Here is a 17,024-nt window from a genome sequence, read left to right as displayed (position 1 = left end):
CCCTTCTCTTACCGTCGAGGTCCAACATGCTCACAAGAGCCACGGGTCGATCGGAGCCTTCCGGCCCGAGGAGGGCAACCGTGCGGCGAAAAATCACCCTTCGAACGAAGGCACGGGACGCGGTCGTTCATCTCGTCCACACGACCTTCGCGATCGGGTCGGAAGCTCGGTGCGGCACACGTCTCGCATGCGGAAAACGGAACAGAGCCACGAGAATCGGATATCCGGCTGGTCACTCACGCGGCCGCGCTGCTCTACTCCTCGAGAGCCCCTGAGACCCATCGAGGAGAAGACGTCATGACCGTGAGCGCTGACAGCCACTCGGATATCGACCGGAAGGCGGATCGAAGCGAGGCGGGAGGTTGGGCGGTGCGCCGCCGGACCGTCGTGGCGGGGGCCGCATGGGGCCTGCCGGTCATCATGATCGCGACCGCCGCTCCGGCCTACGCCGCGGCATCGCAGACCGTGAACCTCGCGTTCGACAAGGTCCAGTACGTGGCGACGGGATGCCAGCCGATCACCGGCGCGACCGTTACGGCGACGAACCGCACCGATGGTCGTCCGGTGGCAGGGCTGAGCATCTCCGTCACCCTTCCTCGCGGCTTCAGCTATCCGACCGGAGCGACGACGTACACCGGAACGACCAACGCGTCGGGGGTCGTCGCGCTGCCGGACATCGTCACTCCCTCGACGGGCGGCACGGTCACGTTGACGGCCGTGGCGGCCACGGTGTCGACGTCCGCCAGCGCGTCGGTCACGGTGAACCTCAACACCCAGGCGACTCTCGCTCTGGGAACCTCCGTGTCCAAGACCTACGCGTCCGCCGCAGGCGGAGTCTCGGTGGGGAATCGTCATTTCTTGACGGCGTCGGGGGATTTGTTCTTCGAGAATACGAAGATCGCGTCGGGTGTGGCGTCGGCGGCGGGGTGGTTCACGACGAATTGGGCGAAGGGGGTGTGTTTCGTGCTGTCGTCGGGTGGGGCGAAGCAGGCGCAGTTCGGGTCGATCGTGGACAGTTATCCGGCGGTGCCGGTGGGGTCGAAGGCGGTGGGCGGTGTGGGTTTCCTCGCGCCCAATGGTGACCTCTATTACGGCAACACGGTGCTGGCGACGGGTGTCGTGACGGCGTGGGGATATCGGATAACGGCGACGGGCGAGGCGATCGACTTCGTCGGTTCGGACGGTGTCCCCAAGCGCATCCTCAACGGTGCTGTCGATAAGACCTACTCGGCCATACCGACGAGCGTTCCGAACCCGGGGACCTCGGTGGGGAATCGTCATTTCTTGACGGCGTCGGGGGATTTGTTCTTCGAGAACACGAAGATCGCGTCGGGTGTGGCGTCGGCGGCGGGGTGGTTCACGACGAATTGGGCGAAGGGGGTGTGTTTCGTGCTGTCGTCGGGTGGGGCGAAGCAGGCGCAGTTCGGGTCGATCGTGGACAGTTATCCGGCGGTGCCGGTGGGGTCGAAGGCGGTGGGCGGTGTGGGTTTCCTCGCGCCCAACGGCGACCTCTACTACGGCAACACGGTGCTGGCGACGGGTGTCGTGACGGCGTGGGGATATCGGATCACGGCGACGGGCGAGGCGATCGACTTCGTCGGTTCGGACGGTGTCCCCAAGCGCATCCTCAACGGTGCTGTCGATAAGACCTACTCGGCCATACCGACCAGCAAGGCGATCAAGCCGGTGGGGCAGTCGTATTTCATCGCGGCGAACGGGGATCTGTATCGGGATGCGACGAAGTTGGCATCCAATGTCGTGGCGGCGCGGGCGTGGGTGAACGCGGCGTGGACGTACCAGGCGGACTTCGTCACCTCCGACGGGAAGCTGTTCACCACGGATGGCACGAACGTGGGTTCGGCGGGAACGGCGGCGGCGGGTGCGGCAACGCTTCCGGTCGGCGCGGGGTACTTCCTCACGGCGGCGGGCGCGCTGTACCTGTGGGACACGCTGGTGACTTCGAACGTGACCTCCGCATACGGCCTGGCCGGCAACCCCGGCGCCGGGGAAGGGTCCGAGGGTTCGTTCGTGACCTCGGATGCCAAGTCCTGGCTGGCGCTGGGATCGGCGGCCCCGACGCAGTACGCGTCCGTTCCGGTGGAGTCGGTGGTCAAGGCGGCGAAGCCGGTGGGGCAGTCGTATTTCATCGCGGCGAACGGGGATCTGTATCGGGATGCGACGAAGTTGGCATCCAATGTCGTGGCGGCGCGGGCGTGGGTGAACGCGGCGTGGACGTACCAGGCGGACTTCGTCACCTCCGACGGGAAGCTGTTCACCACGGATGGCACGAACGTGGGTTCGGCGGGAACGGCGGCGGCGGGTGCGGCAACGCTTCCGGTCGGCGCGGGGTACTTCCTCACGGCGGCGGGCGCGCTGTACCTGTGGGACACGCTGGTGACTTCGAACGTGACCTCCGCATACGGCCTGGCCGGCAACCCCGGCGCCGGGGAAGGGTCCGAAGGCTCGTACGCCGTACAAGTGGCCTGCTGAGTGACGCGCTGGTCGACCGGTGCTGTACACGGTCGGCCCGCGCTCCCGGTCGTTTGCCGTGGGCGGGTGGCTCTTCGGGTGAACTTCACGCGCTTCTTCGCGGATCGTGTCTTTCGTCACTCGAGGGTGTCGAGTGCGCAGAGAGGCACCCATACATGAGGCGCAGGCTGCCCCGTGGTGTTTTCTGACGTGTCGGTCATGCGGCCGCGCTGCATCGCGTCACCCGCTCTGCTCCTCGAATGGAAACGATCTCAAAGCATGTGTGCACGCTTACCGTGCCGAACGTACTTTCTGCGGCCCACCCGCTTCGTTCAGCTTTGAGGAGCCTCTCGTGACCCTGCAAGAATCCAGCCGCCCGGCCCCCTCCGTCCCGTTGTCATCGACCGTCTCTCGTCGAACCGTTGTCGCTGGTGCCGCGTGGGGCGTATCGGCGGTGTCGTTGGCATCCGCCACTCCCGCGTTCGCGAACGGGTCGTCGGTGTCGAACATGACGATCGCCGGTCCGGCGTCGGGCGTTCCGGCGTCGGCTGCGGTCCCGATGACGGTGACCGTGAAGGACTCGCAGGGGCAACCGCAGGCGGGTCAGCCGGTGTCGTTCAGCGGGCCGGACGGGGCGACCTTCAGCGCTTCTGATGGCGTGACGAACGGTGCGGGCCGGTACACGACGAACTTCAACCTGAACAAGCCATGGGCGACGCCCGGGAGCACGGTGACGGTGGCCGCGGTGTCGGGCAGCAGCAACGCGTCGCAATCTTTCGGTGTTCTCGGTGCGAACGTGCTCGGATGGGGATCGGGCCTCTTCGGAATGGCGGGGCTCGGTACGACGGACAACGCGCCCACGCCGCGTCAGGTGATGCAGGTGTTCCCGTCGCCTGTGGTGCAGGTGGCGCAGGGCGGATACAACTTCACGCTCTTTCGCCTGAGCAACGGTGACGTATGGGGGGTGGGACGCAACGGGGATGGCCAGCTCGCGGACGGCACGACGACCGACCGGTATTGGCCGCCGCAGCAGATCGCGGGACTGTCGAACGTCGTCGATATCGCCGCCGGTTACTCGACGGGGTACGCGGTGATGCCGGACGGGACCGTTCGCTCGTGGGGGTCGAACTACGAGTCCGCGCTCGGGGACGGCACGACTTACGCGCAGAAGTCCTTCTCCACTTCGGTCGTCACGGTGTCGGGCGTATCGAACGCCGCGAGGGTCGCGGGCGGATCGTGGTTCGGTCTCGCCTTGCTGAAGGATGCCACTGTCATGGGATGGGGTCGCAACGGCGCCGGCCAGCTCGGCGACACCACCAACCAGAACCGACCGACGGCCGTCTCCGTGTCGGGCGTTTCCGATGTCATCCAGGTCGCGGCGACGTCAGTCGCCGGATACGCCCTGCGCACCGATGGGTCGATCATGGCGTGGGGTGGTAACTGGAAGGGGCAGCAGGGAGACGGGTCCACGCAGTCCGGCAACCACTACACCCCGACACCGGTCGTGGGTGTCTCGAACGCGGCGAGCATCGCCGCGGCGAGTCAGACCGGCTATGCCCTTCTCGCGGACAAGACGGTGGTGGCGTGGGGTGACGGGGAGAACGGCGAACTCGGTAACGGTGCATCGGCCGCGTCCCCCAGCGTCGTGGCCGTTCAGGGCCTGTCCGATGTGGCGAACATCGGCTCCGGCTATGCGTTGAAGACGGATGGCACCGTCTGGGCCTGGGGCCCGAATGATAAGGGCCAACTCGGCAACGGTTCGAGCGCCTCGAACAGCAACGTCCCGGTGCAGGTCAGTCTGCCCGCGGGCATTCCCGTCACCGCGATCGGCGGCAGCGCCGATGGCGGTGCGCGCTTCGCCATTTCGGGCGAATTGACGCTGAACGTCGACGTGGTCGAGACAGAGGTGGCGGCCGGTACGGCGGGGACCGTCACTGCGACGGTGTCGTCGGGTTCGAGTGGCGTGGGCGGCGCGGAGGTCTCGCTCACTTCGTCCGGCAACGCGGTGCTCGGTGCGAGCTTGGGTCAGACGAACGCGGCGGGTGTTTTTCAGACGTCCGTCACGCCCGATCGGTGGACGGTGCCAGGGGCCCAGCTGCAGGTGCGTGCCTCGACGGATGCGGCAAGTAGCGTCGACGGCTACACCGTGCTCGGCGCCAACGCCCTCGGCTTCGGGCGCGATACCGGCAGCGAGCTCGGTGACAACGGTGCTGCGGGGCCGCAGTCGGGAACCAGCTCCATCTCGCGGGTGACTCCGTCGCAGCTCACATGCATCTTCCCTTCGCCCATCGTTCAGATGGTGTCAACGGGGTACTCCGCAGACTCCTACTACAGTTACAACGCGTCGTTCGTCTTGCTCCGCGACGGGTCGGTCTGGGCCATCGGCGGGAACAGCCACGGCCAGATCGGTGACGGCGTCGCGAACTACCACACCTCGTGGACGCAGATTCCGGGTGTCGAGAATGTGAAGCAGATCACCGCCGGCAATCAGACGGTGCTGGCGCTTCTGTCCGACGGGACCGTGATCGGGTGGGGAGACAACTACTTCGGTCAGATCGGCACGAACACCGCGGCTCAAGGGCGCGCGTACACCCCGGTGGCGATCCCCGGGCTGTCGAACGTCGCGCAGATCAGCTCCAGCAGCCAGAACTCGTTCTTCCTCCTGAAGGACAAGACCGTGTGGGCCCTCGGTCGAGGCGGCGCGGGCCTGGGAACGGGGAACGCCAACGAGCCGGATGCGTCGACTCCGGTGCAGGTCTCGGGGCTGACCGATGTCATCCAGGTGGCGGGGACCTACGCGCTGAAGAGCGATGGCACGGTGTGGTCGTGGGGCGGCAACTACTCCGGAGCTCTCGGTCAGGGAACGAATCCGGTTCCGCCTCGGTGGAGCCAGGGTGTGCCCGACTACAGCTCCGCCACGCCCGCGAAGGTCGTCGGACTGTCAGGCAAGACGGTCACGTCGATCTCCAGCTACGGCGGCGGGGCGCTCGCGCTGACGTCGGACGGTGCGGTGTACGCATGGGGCGACGGCCAGAGCGGCACCATCGGGGACGGCGGGTCTGTTTCCCGCTCGTCCGCGACCGCCGTGTCGGGTCTCACGTCCGGCGTCACCCTGATCTCGTCCTCGGGCCTCTCGGGGTACGCGCTGAAGAGCGACGGGACTTTGGTGGCGTGGGGTGACAACTCCTGCGGCCAGCTCGGCGACGGGACGACGACGAACCGTGCCACCCCCGTGTCGGTCACCGGTCTCGACGGTCTCGCCGTGACAGGACTGATGACGTACTCGCCGGTCACGTTCCGCATGTTCGCCCTCAGCTCGCCGACCTCGATCTCGGTGGACGTAGCTGACACCCAGGTCGCGGCGGGCGTTGCATCTGCGGTTCAGGCGAAGGTCGCGACCGGGTCGAAGGGGGTGGCCGGCGCGGCCGTCACACTCGCGGCGACGGACAACGCCGCGATCGCGGCGACATCGGGCGCGACGGACTCTTCCGGCGTGTTCCAGACGACGGTGACGCCGGACCGCTGGACGACGCCCGGGGACGTGGTGCGGGTCACGGCATCCGCGAACTCCGGCTCGGCGCAGGACACGTTCCTCGTGCTGGGTGCCAACATGCTCGCGTCCGGGTTCGACGGGCAGGGACACCTGGGTATCGACAACTCGGGAAGCACTCCGCTCATGCCCGTCCAGGTCAACCGTGCGTTCCCGAGCCCGGTGGTGCAGGTATCGAGTGGAGCCGTCCACGCGATGGCACTGCTGCGAGACGGATCGGTCTGGACGGCGGGTCTCTACGACTATGGGCGGCTCGGTCGCAGCACGTCGACGGTTCCGGGTACGCAGTGGGGCCAGGTGCCGGGCCTCTCGGGGGTCACGCAGATCGCAGCGGGCTGGAACAACTCGTATGCGTTGCTGTCCGATGGGACCGTCATGGCGTGGGGCTGGAACATCTGGGGCCAGTGCGGTGATGGAACGAACACCGACCGTTACAGTCCTGTTGCGGTGATCGGCTTGCCGAAGAAGGTCATCTCGCTCGTGGCCGGTCGGGTCAACGGCCTGGTCGTGCTCGAGGACAACACCGCGATGGCGTGGGGTGCGAGCAACGCAAGCGGTCAACTCGGTAACGGATCCACCTCGAACAGCTCCACGCCGGTCGTCATCTCGAACATCTCCGGTGTCGTCAAGCTCGCGGGTGGTAACGACACCCACTCCGCTCTGCTGAGTGACGGATCGGTCTGGGCGTGGGGCGCGAACGCGAACGGCCAGGTGGGCGACGGCACCACCGTCACCCGTCTGACGCCCGTGAAGCTGAGCGGTGTCACGGGGGTGAAAGACATCGCTCGCGGTGGCGACGCCGGTTATGCGCAGTTGAGCGACGGCAGCATCTCGGGATGGGGAAGCAACGCCTACGGTCAGGTCGGCGACGGCTCGACGACCGATCGCTGGTCACCCGTGCCGGTCAGCGGTCTGTCGAACGTCGTGCAGCTCGCCGGGGGCTACTACAACGGCTACGCATTGCAGAGCGATGGGTCGGCGAAAGCATGGGGGCGTAACGACGCCGGCCAGCTCGGTAACAACTCGTCGACGCAGAGCGCGTCGCCGGTCACGGTTCAGGGGCTCAACGGGAAGCCGGTGACCTCCCTGGCCACAGGCGCTCGCATGGAAGCGCCGCTCTTCGTCATCGGTCAGTCCACGGTCGCGGTCGATGTCGCCTCTCCGGCCATCGCGGGCTCCGCGAACCAGGTGACGGCGACCGTCTCCACGGGTTCGACCCCTGTCGAGGGGGCTGCCGTGTCGCTCACCGCCTCGGGCGCGGCTGTGCTTGCGGCATCCTCGGGACAGACGAATTCGTCCGGTCAGCTCGTCACGACGGTCACCCCCGATGTGTGGACCCGTCCCGGGGCCTCGCTCAGTGTGACCGCGGCGAATGGGTCGAGCACTGCGGCGGACGTCTACACGGTCATCGGATCCAACCTGATGCACGCCGGGTACGGTCTCTGGGGAGCGGGCGGCGACGGAACGAACAACAACGCGACCACCGCGACACAGACCTCGCGCGCTTTCTCATCGCCCGTCGTCCAGGCTTACAGCGGCTTCATCTTCGGCGTGGCCTTGCTGGCCGACGGCTCGGTGTGGTCGGTCGGCCGCAACGACTATGGCCAGCTCGGTGATCCCTCCGTTCCCGTATACGACGGCTCCAACGGTTCCGCGGGACGTGCAACATGGGGGCGCGTTCCGAATCTGCCCGCCAACGTCGTGCAGATCACCGGAGGACGCGCTACCGTCTACGCGCTGACGGCCGACGGCACCGTCTACGCCTGGGGGTGGAACGCGAACGGGCAGATCGGGAACGGGACGACAACCGATCAGTCCTCGCCCCTCAAAGTTCCGGGGTTGTCGGGCGTGAAGCGCCTCGGTGGTGCCTACCGCTCGTGCTTCGCCATCATGGGCGACGGCTCCGTCAAAGCATGGGGTAAGAACGATGGGGGCAGCCTCGGCGATGGCACCACCACCCAGCGCCTCAGTCCTGTCTCGGTCTCGGCCTGGGGAACGGTGAGCGACATCGGAGGCGACCACCAGCAGACGGCCGCGCTCCGCACGGACGGCACGGTTTGGGCGTGCAGCGCTGTGAGCGGCACGCTCGGCAACGGAGATGGCGCGACCAGCGCGTCGCCCGTTCAGGTGGCCGGCTTGGCGAACGTGCAGGCCCTCGCGGTCGGATTCGGCTTCTTCCACGTGCTGCAGGCCGACGGAACCGTGGCCGGGTGGGGTGCGAACGATGTCGGGCAGATTGGTAACGGCGGTTCGTCGACCGTGCTGAGCCCCACCGCGGTAAGCGGCCTCGGCGGTGTCGCGAGGATCGCGGCTCGATGGGGTGGCGGATATGCGACCCTCGGCAATGGTCAAGTCTGGGGCTGGGGCAAGAACGACTCTGGACAACTCGGCGATGGCACCACAACCAACCGTCCGACCCCGGTACAGATGGGCGGCCTGGGGTCGCGATCCGTTGCGCGTCTGGACGCCGGCGTCTCTGCCGAGGGGTGTTTCCTCGTCGTCTGAGTCCGATGCGCGTACCGCGGCGGCTCGTCCTCCTCGGCGTGACGACCCTCGATGCTTCGCATCGGGGGTCGTCTCCTTCCAGGGGGACGCCGAGCTCGTCCGTGCGGGAGGAACGGCCACTCCAAACCGGTCACAATTACATCGTGTGATCGGTGGCTCGTTGCACCGCCCTCCTCCCAGTGACCGCTCTCGGCGCCGTCGCGGGAAGGGAGCGGCATACGCGGTGCCCTAGACTGCTAGGGCTGCCTGCCGCGTGACTCTCCGCGGGGGTGGCAGCCGTGATCCGCGGCCGTCGCGTCGCCGCAAAACCCGATTGGTTCCTCCGTGTCCGCCTCGCACTCCGCGCTCGTGCCCGAGTGGCTCACCGCCCCGGCTGAAGCGAATGAGCTCGTCGCCCCTGTCTGGCCCGCGTCCGCCCGCCGTGTCGACGACGGCTCCGTCGAGATCGGTGGCGTTTCCGTCTTCGATCTGCGCGACCGTTTCGGCACCCCGCTGTACGTCCTCGACGAGGACGAGGTGCGCACTCATGCTCGTCGTGCGCGTGCGGCGTTCGACTCCGCAGCCGAGCGTCACGGCATCCGGGCCCGCGTCTACTACGCCGGCAAGGCGTTCCTGTCGACCGAGGTCGTGCGCTGGGTCGTCGACGAGGGACTCGCGGTCGACGTGTGCACGCGCGGTGAGCTCGAGGTCGCTCTCGCCGCGGGCGCGGACCCCGCCCGACTCGGCTTCCACGGAAACAACAAGAGCGTCGGCGAGCTGGAGCGGGCCGTCGAGGTCGGCATCGGCTCGGTCGTCATCGACAGCCCCATCGAGATCGAGCGCCTGGCCGCGATCGCCGACCGTCGCGGCGTCGTGCAGTCGGTGCTCGTCCGCGTCCGCACCGGCGTGCATGCCGAGACCCACGCCTTCCTCGCGACCGCGCACGAAGACCAGAAGTTCGGCTTCTCGCTCGAGGGGGCGGCCGAGGCGGTCGCGCGCATCCGCGAGCTGCCCAGTCTGCGTTTCGTGGGTCTTCACGCGCACATCGGTTCGCAGATCTTCGACTCCTCGGGCTTCCGCGAGTCGGCCGCACGCCTGGTCGACCTGCACGCCGACCTGCTCGCGGGGGGAGAGATCCCCGTGCTCAACGTCGGCGGCGGTTTCGGCATCTCCTACACCTCGGTCGACGACCCGAAGCCGATCGAGGAGATCGCCGACGGCATCCTGGATGCCATCGCCGACGAGTGCGCGGTGCGCGGTATCCCGATGCCCGACGTCGCCACCGAACCCGGCCGCGTGATCGTCGGCCAGGCCGGGGTCACGCTGTACGAGGTCGGGACGGTCAAGACCGTGACCGCGACCGAGAACCTTGAACGCACGTACGTCAGCGTCGACGGCGGCATGAGCGACAACGCCCGCCCTGCCCTTTACGGCGCCGATTTCTCGGCACGCGTCGTCTCGCGCACGAGCTCCGCCACCCCGGCGCTCTCGCGCGTCGTCGGGCGTCACTGCGAATCCGGCGACATCGTCGTGGATGCCGAGTACCTTCCCGCCGACGTCACCCCCGGCGACCTGCTGGCGGTGCCCGCGACCGGCGCGTACTGCTTCTCGCTCGCGAGCAACTACAACTACACGCCGCGTCCGCCGGTCGTCGCCGTGCGCGATGGTCAGGCTCGCGTCATCGTCCGCGGCGAGACCGTCGACGACCTGCTCTCTCGCGACGCCGGGATCCCGGCATCCGTTTCGACCGACACCCCCCACGGAGACACCGAATGACCGACTACCGCACGCTCCGCGTGGCGCTCCTCGGCGCCGGCGCCGTCGGCTCGCAGGTCGCAGACCTGCTGCTCAAGCACGGCGACGAACTCGCCGACCGCGCGGGAGCCAAGCTCGAACTCGCCGGCATCGCGGTGCGAAACCTCGACGCCAAGCGCGACGCGGACCTGCCTCAGGAACTCTTCACGACGGATGCCGAGACCCTCATCGTCGGCTCCGACATCGTCATCGAGCTGATGGGCGGCATCGAGCCCGCCCGCACGCAGGTGCTGCACGCGATCGCCTCGGGCGCCGACGTCGTCACCGCCAACAAGGCGCTGCTGGCAACCCATGGCTCCGAGGTGTTCGAAGCCGCCGACCAGGTCGGGGCCGAGGTCTACTACGAGGCCGCCGCCGCGGGCGCCATCCCCATCATCCGTCCGCTGCGCGACTCGCTCGCGGGCGACCGCGTGGTGCGGATCATGGGCATCGTGAACGGCACGACGAACTACATCCTCGACCGCATGGACACCGAGGGTGCCGACTTCGCCGACGTGCTCGCGCAGGCGCAGGCGCTCGGCTACGCCGAGGCCGACCCGACGGCCGACGTCGAGGGCTACGACGCCGCGCAGAAGGCCGCGATCCTCGCGAGCCTCGCCTTCCACACCACGGTTCCTCTGGATGCCGTGCACCGCGAGGGCATCACGTCGGTCGACGCCGCGATGATCGAGTCCGCGCGTCACGCCGGTTACGTCATCAAGCTGCTCGCCGTGTGCGAGCGCCTGACGGCCGCCGATGGCGCGGAGTCCATCTCCGTTCGCGTCTACCCCGCGCTCGTCGACCGCACCCACCCGCTCGCGAGCGTCCACGGCGCCAACAACGCCGTGTTCGTCCAGGCCGAGGCCGCCGGCGACCTCATGTTCTACGGCGCCGGCGCCGGTGGCGTGCAGACGGCCTCCGCCGTGCTCGGTGACGTCGTCTCCGCCGCGCGCCGGCACATCGCCGGTGGTGTGGGCGTGGGCGAATCGACCCGCGCGAACCTCCCCGCCGTCCCCATCGGTCACGTCATCACGCGCTACCAGATCACGCTCGAGGTCGATGACAAGCCGGGCGTGCTCGCCACGGTCGCCGGCATCCTGAGCGAAGGACGCGTGTCGATCGCGACCGTCGAGCAGACCGTCATCGAGGCGGACGAGAAGACTCAGACCGGCGGGTCCGCCCGCCTGGTCATCGGAACACACAAAGCCCGCGAGCAGGACCTGAGCGAGACCGTCGAGCGTCTCGCCGCGAGCGGCGTCGTCGAGCGCGTGGTCTCCGTGCTGCGCGTGGAAGGGAACTGATCATGGCTCACCTCTGGGGCGGAGTCCTCCGCGAATACGCCGACCGGCTGGGCGTCACCGACGCCTCCACCGTCGTCACCCTCGGCGAGGGCGGCACGCCGCTCCTGCCCGCTCCCGCGCTCTCGCGCCGGACCGGTGCCGATGTGTGGGTGAAGTACGAGGGCATGAACCCGACCGGTTCGTTCAAGGACCGCGGTATGACCGTCGCGCTCTCCCGTGCCGTCGAGCACGGGGCCAAGGCCGTCATCTGCGCCTCGACCGGCAACACCTCGGCCTCGGCGGCGGCCTACGCCGCCCACGCCGGGATCACCGCCGCGGTGCTCGTGCCCGAGGGCAAGATCGCGATGGGCAAGCTCAGCCAGGCCGTCGCCCACAACGGGCGCCTGATCCAGATCCGCGGCAACTTCGACGACTGCCTCGAGATCGCACGCGAGCTCGCCGACCACTACCCGGTCCACCTCGTCAACTCGGTGAACCCCGACCGCATCGAGGGGCAGAAGACGGCGGCCTACGAGGTCGTCGAGGTCCTGGGCGACGCCCCCGACTTCCACTTCATCCCCGTCGGCAACGCCGGAAACTACACCGCGTACTCGCGCGGCTACCGCGAAGAGGCCGCCCGCGGCGTCGCCACGCGCGTTCCCCGGATGTTCGGCTTCCAGGCCGCCGGTTCCGCCCCGCTCGTGCGCGGCGAGGTCGTGAAGAACCCCGAGACGATCGCCAGCGCGATCCGCATCGGCAACCCCGCCTCGTGGGAGCTCGCGCTCGAAGCGCGCGACGCCACGGACGGCTACTTCGGCGCGATCGACGACGCCCGCATCCTCGAGGCGCAGAAGATCCTCGCCGGCGAGGTCGGGATCTTCGTCGAGCCCGCCTCGGCGATCAGCGTCGCGGGCCTGCTCGAGCGGGCCGAGGCCGGGGTCGTCCCCGCCGGCGCCAAGGTCGTGCTGACCGTCACCGGCCACGGCCTGAAGGACCCCCAGTGGGCCCTCCGCCAGTCCGACGGCACCGACGTCACCCCCACCGTCGTCGACGCGACCACGTCCGAGGTCGCATCGGTGCTCGACCTGCAGCCGGTGACCGCGTGAGCTCAGGCCCTGGCCGTCGGGTCGCGGTCCGTGTTCCCGCCACCAGCGCGAACCTCGGACCCGGCTTCGACACCCTCGGCCTCGCGCTGAGCGTCTACGACGAGCTCGTCGTCGAGCAGCTCGACGGCGACCGTCTCGAGATCGAGGTCGAGGGCGAGGGGACGGCCGACGTTCCCCGTGACGCCTCGCACCTCGTCGTCCGCGCGATGGCCCACACGTACGCCTCGGTCGGCCGCACCCTCCCCGGGTTGCGGCTGACCGCGCACAACGTCATCCCGCACGGGCGGGGGATGGGCTCCTCGGGTGCGGCGGTGGTCGCCGGCATCCTGGCCGCCAAGGGCCTGCTCGAGGGCGAGGTCGCGTTCACCGACGTCGACCTGTTGCGCCTGGCCACCGAGCTGGAGGGTCACCCCGACAACGTCGCGCCCGGCCTGTTCGGCGGACTCACCATCGCGTGGATGGATGCCGAAGGCCCCCAGCACAAGCAGCTCATCGTGCACCGCGGTGTGTCGCCGCTGGTCTTCGTGCCGAGCTTCACGATGTCGACCGCCGTCGCGCGCAGCCTGCAGCCGCTGCAGGTGCCGCGCGAGGACGCGGTGTTCAACGTGTCGCGCTCGGCCCTGTTGATCGCCGCGATGACGCAGAGCCCCGAGCTGCTCATGGCGGCGACGGAAGACAAGCTGCACCAGAACTACCGCGCGCAGGCGATGCCCGAGACCGATCGGCTCGTGCGGGCCCTTCGCGCCGCCGGATATGCGGCCGTCGTCTCCGGTGCGGGGCCGAGCGTGCTCGTGCTCGCCGACGGTCCGGGGCAGCGCCTGGCCGCGGCGGATCTCATGGCATCCGTCGTCGACACCCCGTGGCAGGCGCTCATGCTCGCCGTCGACGTCAAGGGTGGTACAGTGAAAAACGCAGAGGGTTCCGCGTAAGTCGCGAATCTGAGCCTCTGCACCACCTGCGAAATCCGCAACACATCGCGAACCCGGTATCGGCTGCAGTCTCCCGAACCGCTGGTGTCTCTTCGTCTGCGTTCTGCATGGCGAAGCGCGATCTGATCACGTTTCATTTTCTGAGGAGCACTCGTGGAGTCCATCTCCGAGACCCAGCCCGTCGACGCGCCCGAGGGCGCCGAGATCCCCGCCGAAGAGCTTTCGGCCGAGGCGCAGGGCACTGACACCGACCAGGCCGAAGCGGCCGTCGAGACCCCGGATGCCGAGGGCGTAGACGCCTCGGACACCGAGGCCGCGCCTGCGGACGCCGCGCAGCCCGAGGCGTTGTTCACCGACGACACCCTCACCGCAGAGGTGCCGGCGGTGGAAGAACCCGCCGCTGACACCCCCGCCGCCGAGGCGTCGACCGAGCCCGCCGCGGAGCCTGCTGCCGACGAGCCCGCTGTCGCGGAGAAGCCCGTCAAGGCCCCGCGTAAGCGTGCGCCCCGTCGCGCCACCACCGCGTCGGCCAAGGAGAAGGCGGCTGCCGAAGCCGCCGCTGCGGAAGCCGCTGCTTCCGCCGAGGCAGAAGCCACTCCCGAGGCCGAGGCCGCTCCGGAGGCCGTCGTCGCCCCCGAGGCCACGACGCCCGTGACCACCGCCGCCGACGTCGCGGATGACGCCGCCGCGACGGAGGAGACGCCGGCCGTCAACGAGGCCGAAGCAACTCCCGCGGAGGACGCCGCTTCCGTTGACGCCGCCGCGCCCGAGGACGCCGCGAGCGAGGAAACCGCGAGCGAGGACACCGCGAGCGAGACCGCTTCCGACGCCGCGGAAACCCCCGCGACCGACGACACCGCCGACGAGACGCCGGCCCGTGGGCGTGGCCGCAACCGGTCACGCAACCGCAACCGCAACAAGCCCGACGCCGCCGACAAGCCCGAGGCGCAGCCCGCCACGGGCGGCGACGAGGCTGAGGCCCCCCAGCAGGGCGGTCAGCGCGACGGCGGTTCGCAGAACGGTCAGCAGGCGCAGCAGCAGGGCGGAACGAGCAACCGCAACCGTCAGCGCAACAAGCGCCGCGGCCCGAACACGACGGGCGACGAGTTCGACTCCGAGATCAGCGAGGACGACGTTCTCGTCCCGATCGCCGGCATCCTGGACGTGCTCGACAACTACGCTTTCGTGCGCACCACCGGTTACCTGCCCGGACCCAGCGACGTCTACGTCTCGCTCGGCCAGGTCAAGAAGTACAACCTGCGCAAGGGCGACGCCGTCGTCGGCTCCATCAAGCAGCCGCGCGAGAACGAGCAGTCCAGCCGCCAGAAGTACAACGCTCTGGTCAAGGTCGACTCGATCAACGGCCTGTCGGTCGACGACGCCGCGACGCGCGTGGAGTTCAACAACCTCACGCCGCTCTACCCGCAGGAGCGCCTGCGCCTCGAGACCGGACCCGAGAAGCTGACCCAGCGCATCATCGACCTGGTCGCCCCCGTCGGCAAGGGCCAGCGCGGTCTCATCGTCGCGCCGCCCAAGGCAGGCAAGACGATCGTGCTGCAGCAGATCGCGAACGCCATCGCGCACAACAACCCCGAGGTCCACCTCATGGTCGTGCTCGTCGACGAGCGCCCCGAAGAGGTCACCGACATGCAGCGGACGGTCAAGGGCGAGGTCATCGCCTCGACGTTCGACCGCCCGGCCGAAGACCACACCACGGTCGCCGAGCTGGCCATCGAGCGCGCCAAGCGTCTGGTCGAACTCGGTCGCGACGTCGTCGTGCTCCTCGACTCGATCACCCGTCTGGGCCGCGCCTACAACCTGTCGGCGCCCACCTCGGGCCGCGTGCTCACCGGTGGCGTGGACGCGTCGGCGCTCTACCCGCCGAAGCGCTTCTTCGGTGCCGCGCGCAACATCGAGAACGGTGGCTCGCTCACGATCCTCGCCACCGCTCTGGTGGAGACCGGCTCGAAGATGGACGACGTGATCTTCGAGGAGTTCAAGGGCACCGGCAACAGCGAGCTCCGCCTGAGCCGCCAGCTCGCCGACAAGCGCATCTTCCCGGCCGTCGACGTGAACGCGTCGAGCACCCGCCGCGAAGAGATGCTGCTGTCGCCCGACGAGGTCAAGATCACCTGGAAGCTTCGCCGTGCCCTGGCCGGTCTCGAGCCCCAGCAGGCCCTCGAGGTCGTGCTCGGCAAGCTCAAGGAGACGCAGTCGAACGTCGAGTTCCTCGTGCAGATGCAGAAGTCCATCCCGGCGCCCTCGCGCGGCGGTGACGACAACAGCATTCGCTGACCCGTGTCCGCTGAGCCTGCCGAAGCGTCCGGCATCTTCGAGTCCGTCCGCGGGCTGATCGATGAGCACCGGGAGATCGAGCTCGAGCTCAACGACCCGGCCGTGCACGCCGACGCGGCGCGCGCGAAGCGCGTCAATCGGCGCTACGCCGAGTTGAACCGCATCGTGCACGCTTACCAGGCGTGGGTCTCGGCATCCGACGATCTCGAAGCGGCACGCGAACTCGCCCGCGAGGACGAGGCGTTCGCCGCCGAGATCCCGGCGCTGGAGGAGAGGGTTTCCGAGACGCAGGAGCGTCTGCGGCGCCTGCTCATCCCGCGCGACCCCGACGACGCGCGCGACGTGATCATGGAGATCAAGGGCGGCGAGGGCGGGGCCGAGAGCGCGCTGTTCGCGGCCGATCTGCTGCGCATGTACCTGCAGTACGCGGCGTCCATGGGCTGGAAGACGGAGCTGCTCGAACGAACCGAATCCGACCTGGGCGGCTACAAGGACGTCCAGGTCGCGATCAAGGGCTCCTCGAGCGACCCCGCCCAGGGCGTGTGGGCGCACTTGAAGTACGAGGGTGGTGTGCACCGCGTGCAACGCGTGCCCGCGACGGAATCGCAGGGGCGGATCCACACCTCGACCACCGGCGTCCTGGTGTTCCCCGAGGTCGACGAGCCCGAAGAGGTCGCCATCGACCCGAACGACCTCAAGATCGACGTGTTCCGCTCGTCGGGCCCCGGCGGGCAGTCTGTCAACACGACCGACTCCGCCGTGCGCATCACCCACGTGCCCACGGGAATCGTCGTGTCGATGCAGAACGAGAAGTCGCAGCTGCAGAACCGCGAGGCGGGCATGCGCGTGCTGCGCGCCCGCCTGCTCGCGAAGCAGCAGGAGGAGCGGGACGCGGTGGCCGCCGACGCGCGGCGCTCGCAGATCCGCGGCATGGACCGTTCGGAGCGCATCCGCACGTACAACTTCCCCGAGAACCGCATCGCCGACCACCGCACCGGGTACAAGGCCTACAACCTCGATCAGGTGATGGACGGCGCCCTCGGTCCGATCATCGAGTCGGCGATCACCGCCGACGAAGAGGCGCGGCTCGCGGCCCTCGCCGGCGACTGAACGTTCG

Annotated in this window: 8 protein-coding genes; all 8 read left to right on the top strand. The window is 68.7% G+C overall.

From position 1 onward, the window contains the following. The first annotated feature begins 297 nt into the window (after positions 1-297). The gene (locus MTES_RS02110) at positions 298-2,490 is read left to right on the top strand and encodes a hypothetical protein (RefSeq protein ID WP_013583523.1); all 2,193 of its coding nucleotides are present in this window, start codon (positions 298-300) and stop codon (positions 2,488-2,490) included. A 331-nt stretch (positions 2,491-2,821) separates the two neighbouring features. Then, positions 2,822-8,524, top strand: coding sequence for an Ig-like domain-containing protein (locus MTES_RS02105; RefSeq protein WP_148272787.1), 5,703 nt, complete (start codon positions 2,822-2,824; stop codon positions 8,522-8,524). Positions 8,525-8,848: 324 nt separating this feature from the next. Continuing rightward, a complete protein-coding gene (gene lysA / locus MTES_RS02100) occupies positions 8,849-10,279 on the top strand; it encodes a diaminopimelate decarboxylase (protein WP_013583521.1) in 1,431 nt (476 codons plus the stop codon). Then, a complete protein-coding gene (locus MTES_RS02095; RefSeq protein WP_013583520.1) occupies positions 10,276-11,598 on the top strand; it encodes a homoserine dehydrogenase in 1,323 nt (440 codons plus the stop codon). Before lysA ends, MTES_RS02095 begins: the two co-directional genes overlap by 4 nt. A gap of 2 nt (positions 11,599-11,600) precedes the next feature. After that, positions 11,601-12,683 carry a threonine synthase gene (gene thrC / locus MTES_RS02090; protein WP_013583519.1) on the top strand — a complete coding sequence of 361 codons (1,083 nt, stop codon included), beginning with the start codon at positions 11,601-11,603 and terminating at the stop codon, positions 12,681-12,683. After that, positions 12,680-13,612 carry a homoserine kinase gene (thrB, locus tag MTES_RS02085; protein WP_013583518.1) on the top strand — a complete coding sequence of 311 codons (933 nt, stop codon included), beginning with the start codon at positions 12,680-12,682 and terminating at the stop codon, positions 13,610-13,612. The genes thrC and thrB overlap by 4 nt, the downstream gene beginning before the upstream one ends. Positions 13,613-13,765: 153 nt before the next feature. Then, a complete protein-coding gene (rho, locus tag MTES_RS02080; RefSeq protein WP_013583517.1) occupies positions 13,766-15,907 on the top strand; it encodes a transcription termination factor Rho in 2,142 nt (713 codons plus the stop codon). Positions 15,908-15,940: 33 nt separating this feature from the next. Then, a complete protein-coding gene (gene prfA, locus MTES_RS02075; RefSeq protein WP_043361897.1) occupies positions 15,941-17,017 on the top strand; it encodes a peptide chain release factor 1 in 1,077 nt (358 codons plus the stop codon). Positions 17,018-17,024 lie beyond the last annotated feature (7 nt).

It is taken from the genome of Microbacterium testaceum StLB037 (genome assembly GCF_000202635.1).
Taxonomy (GTDB): Bacteria; Actinomycetota; Actinomycetes; order Actinomycetales; family Microbacteriaceae; genus Microbacterium; species Microbacterium testaceum_F.
The sequence above is the reverse complement of the archived record's forward strand: the minus strand, read 5'-3'. Positions and strand labels throughout refer to the sequence as shown.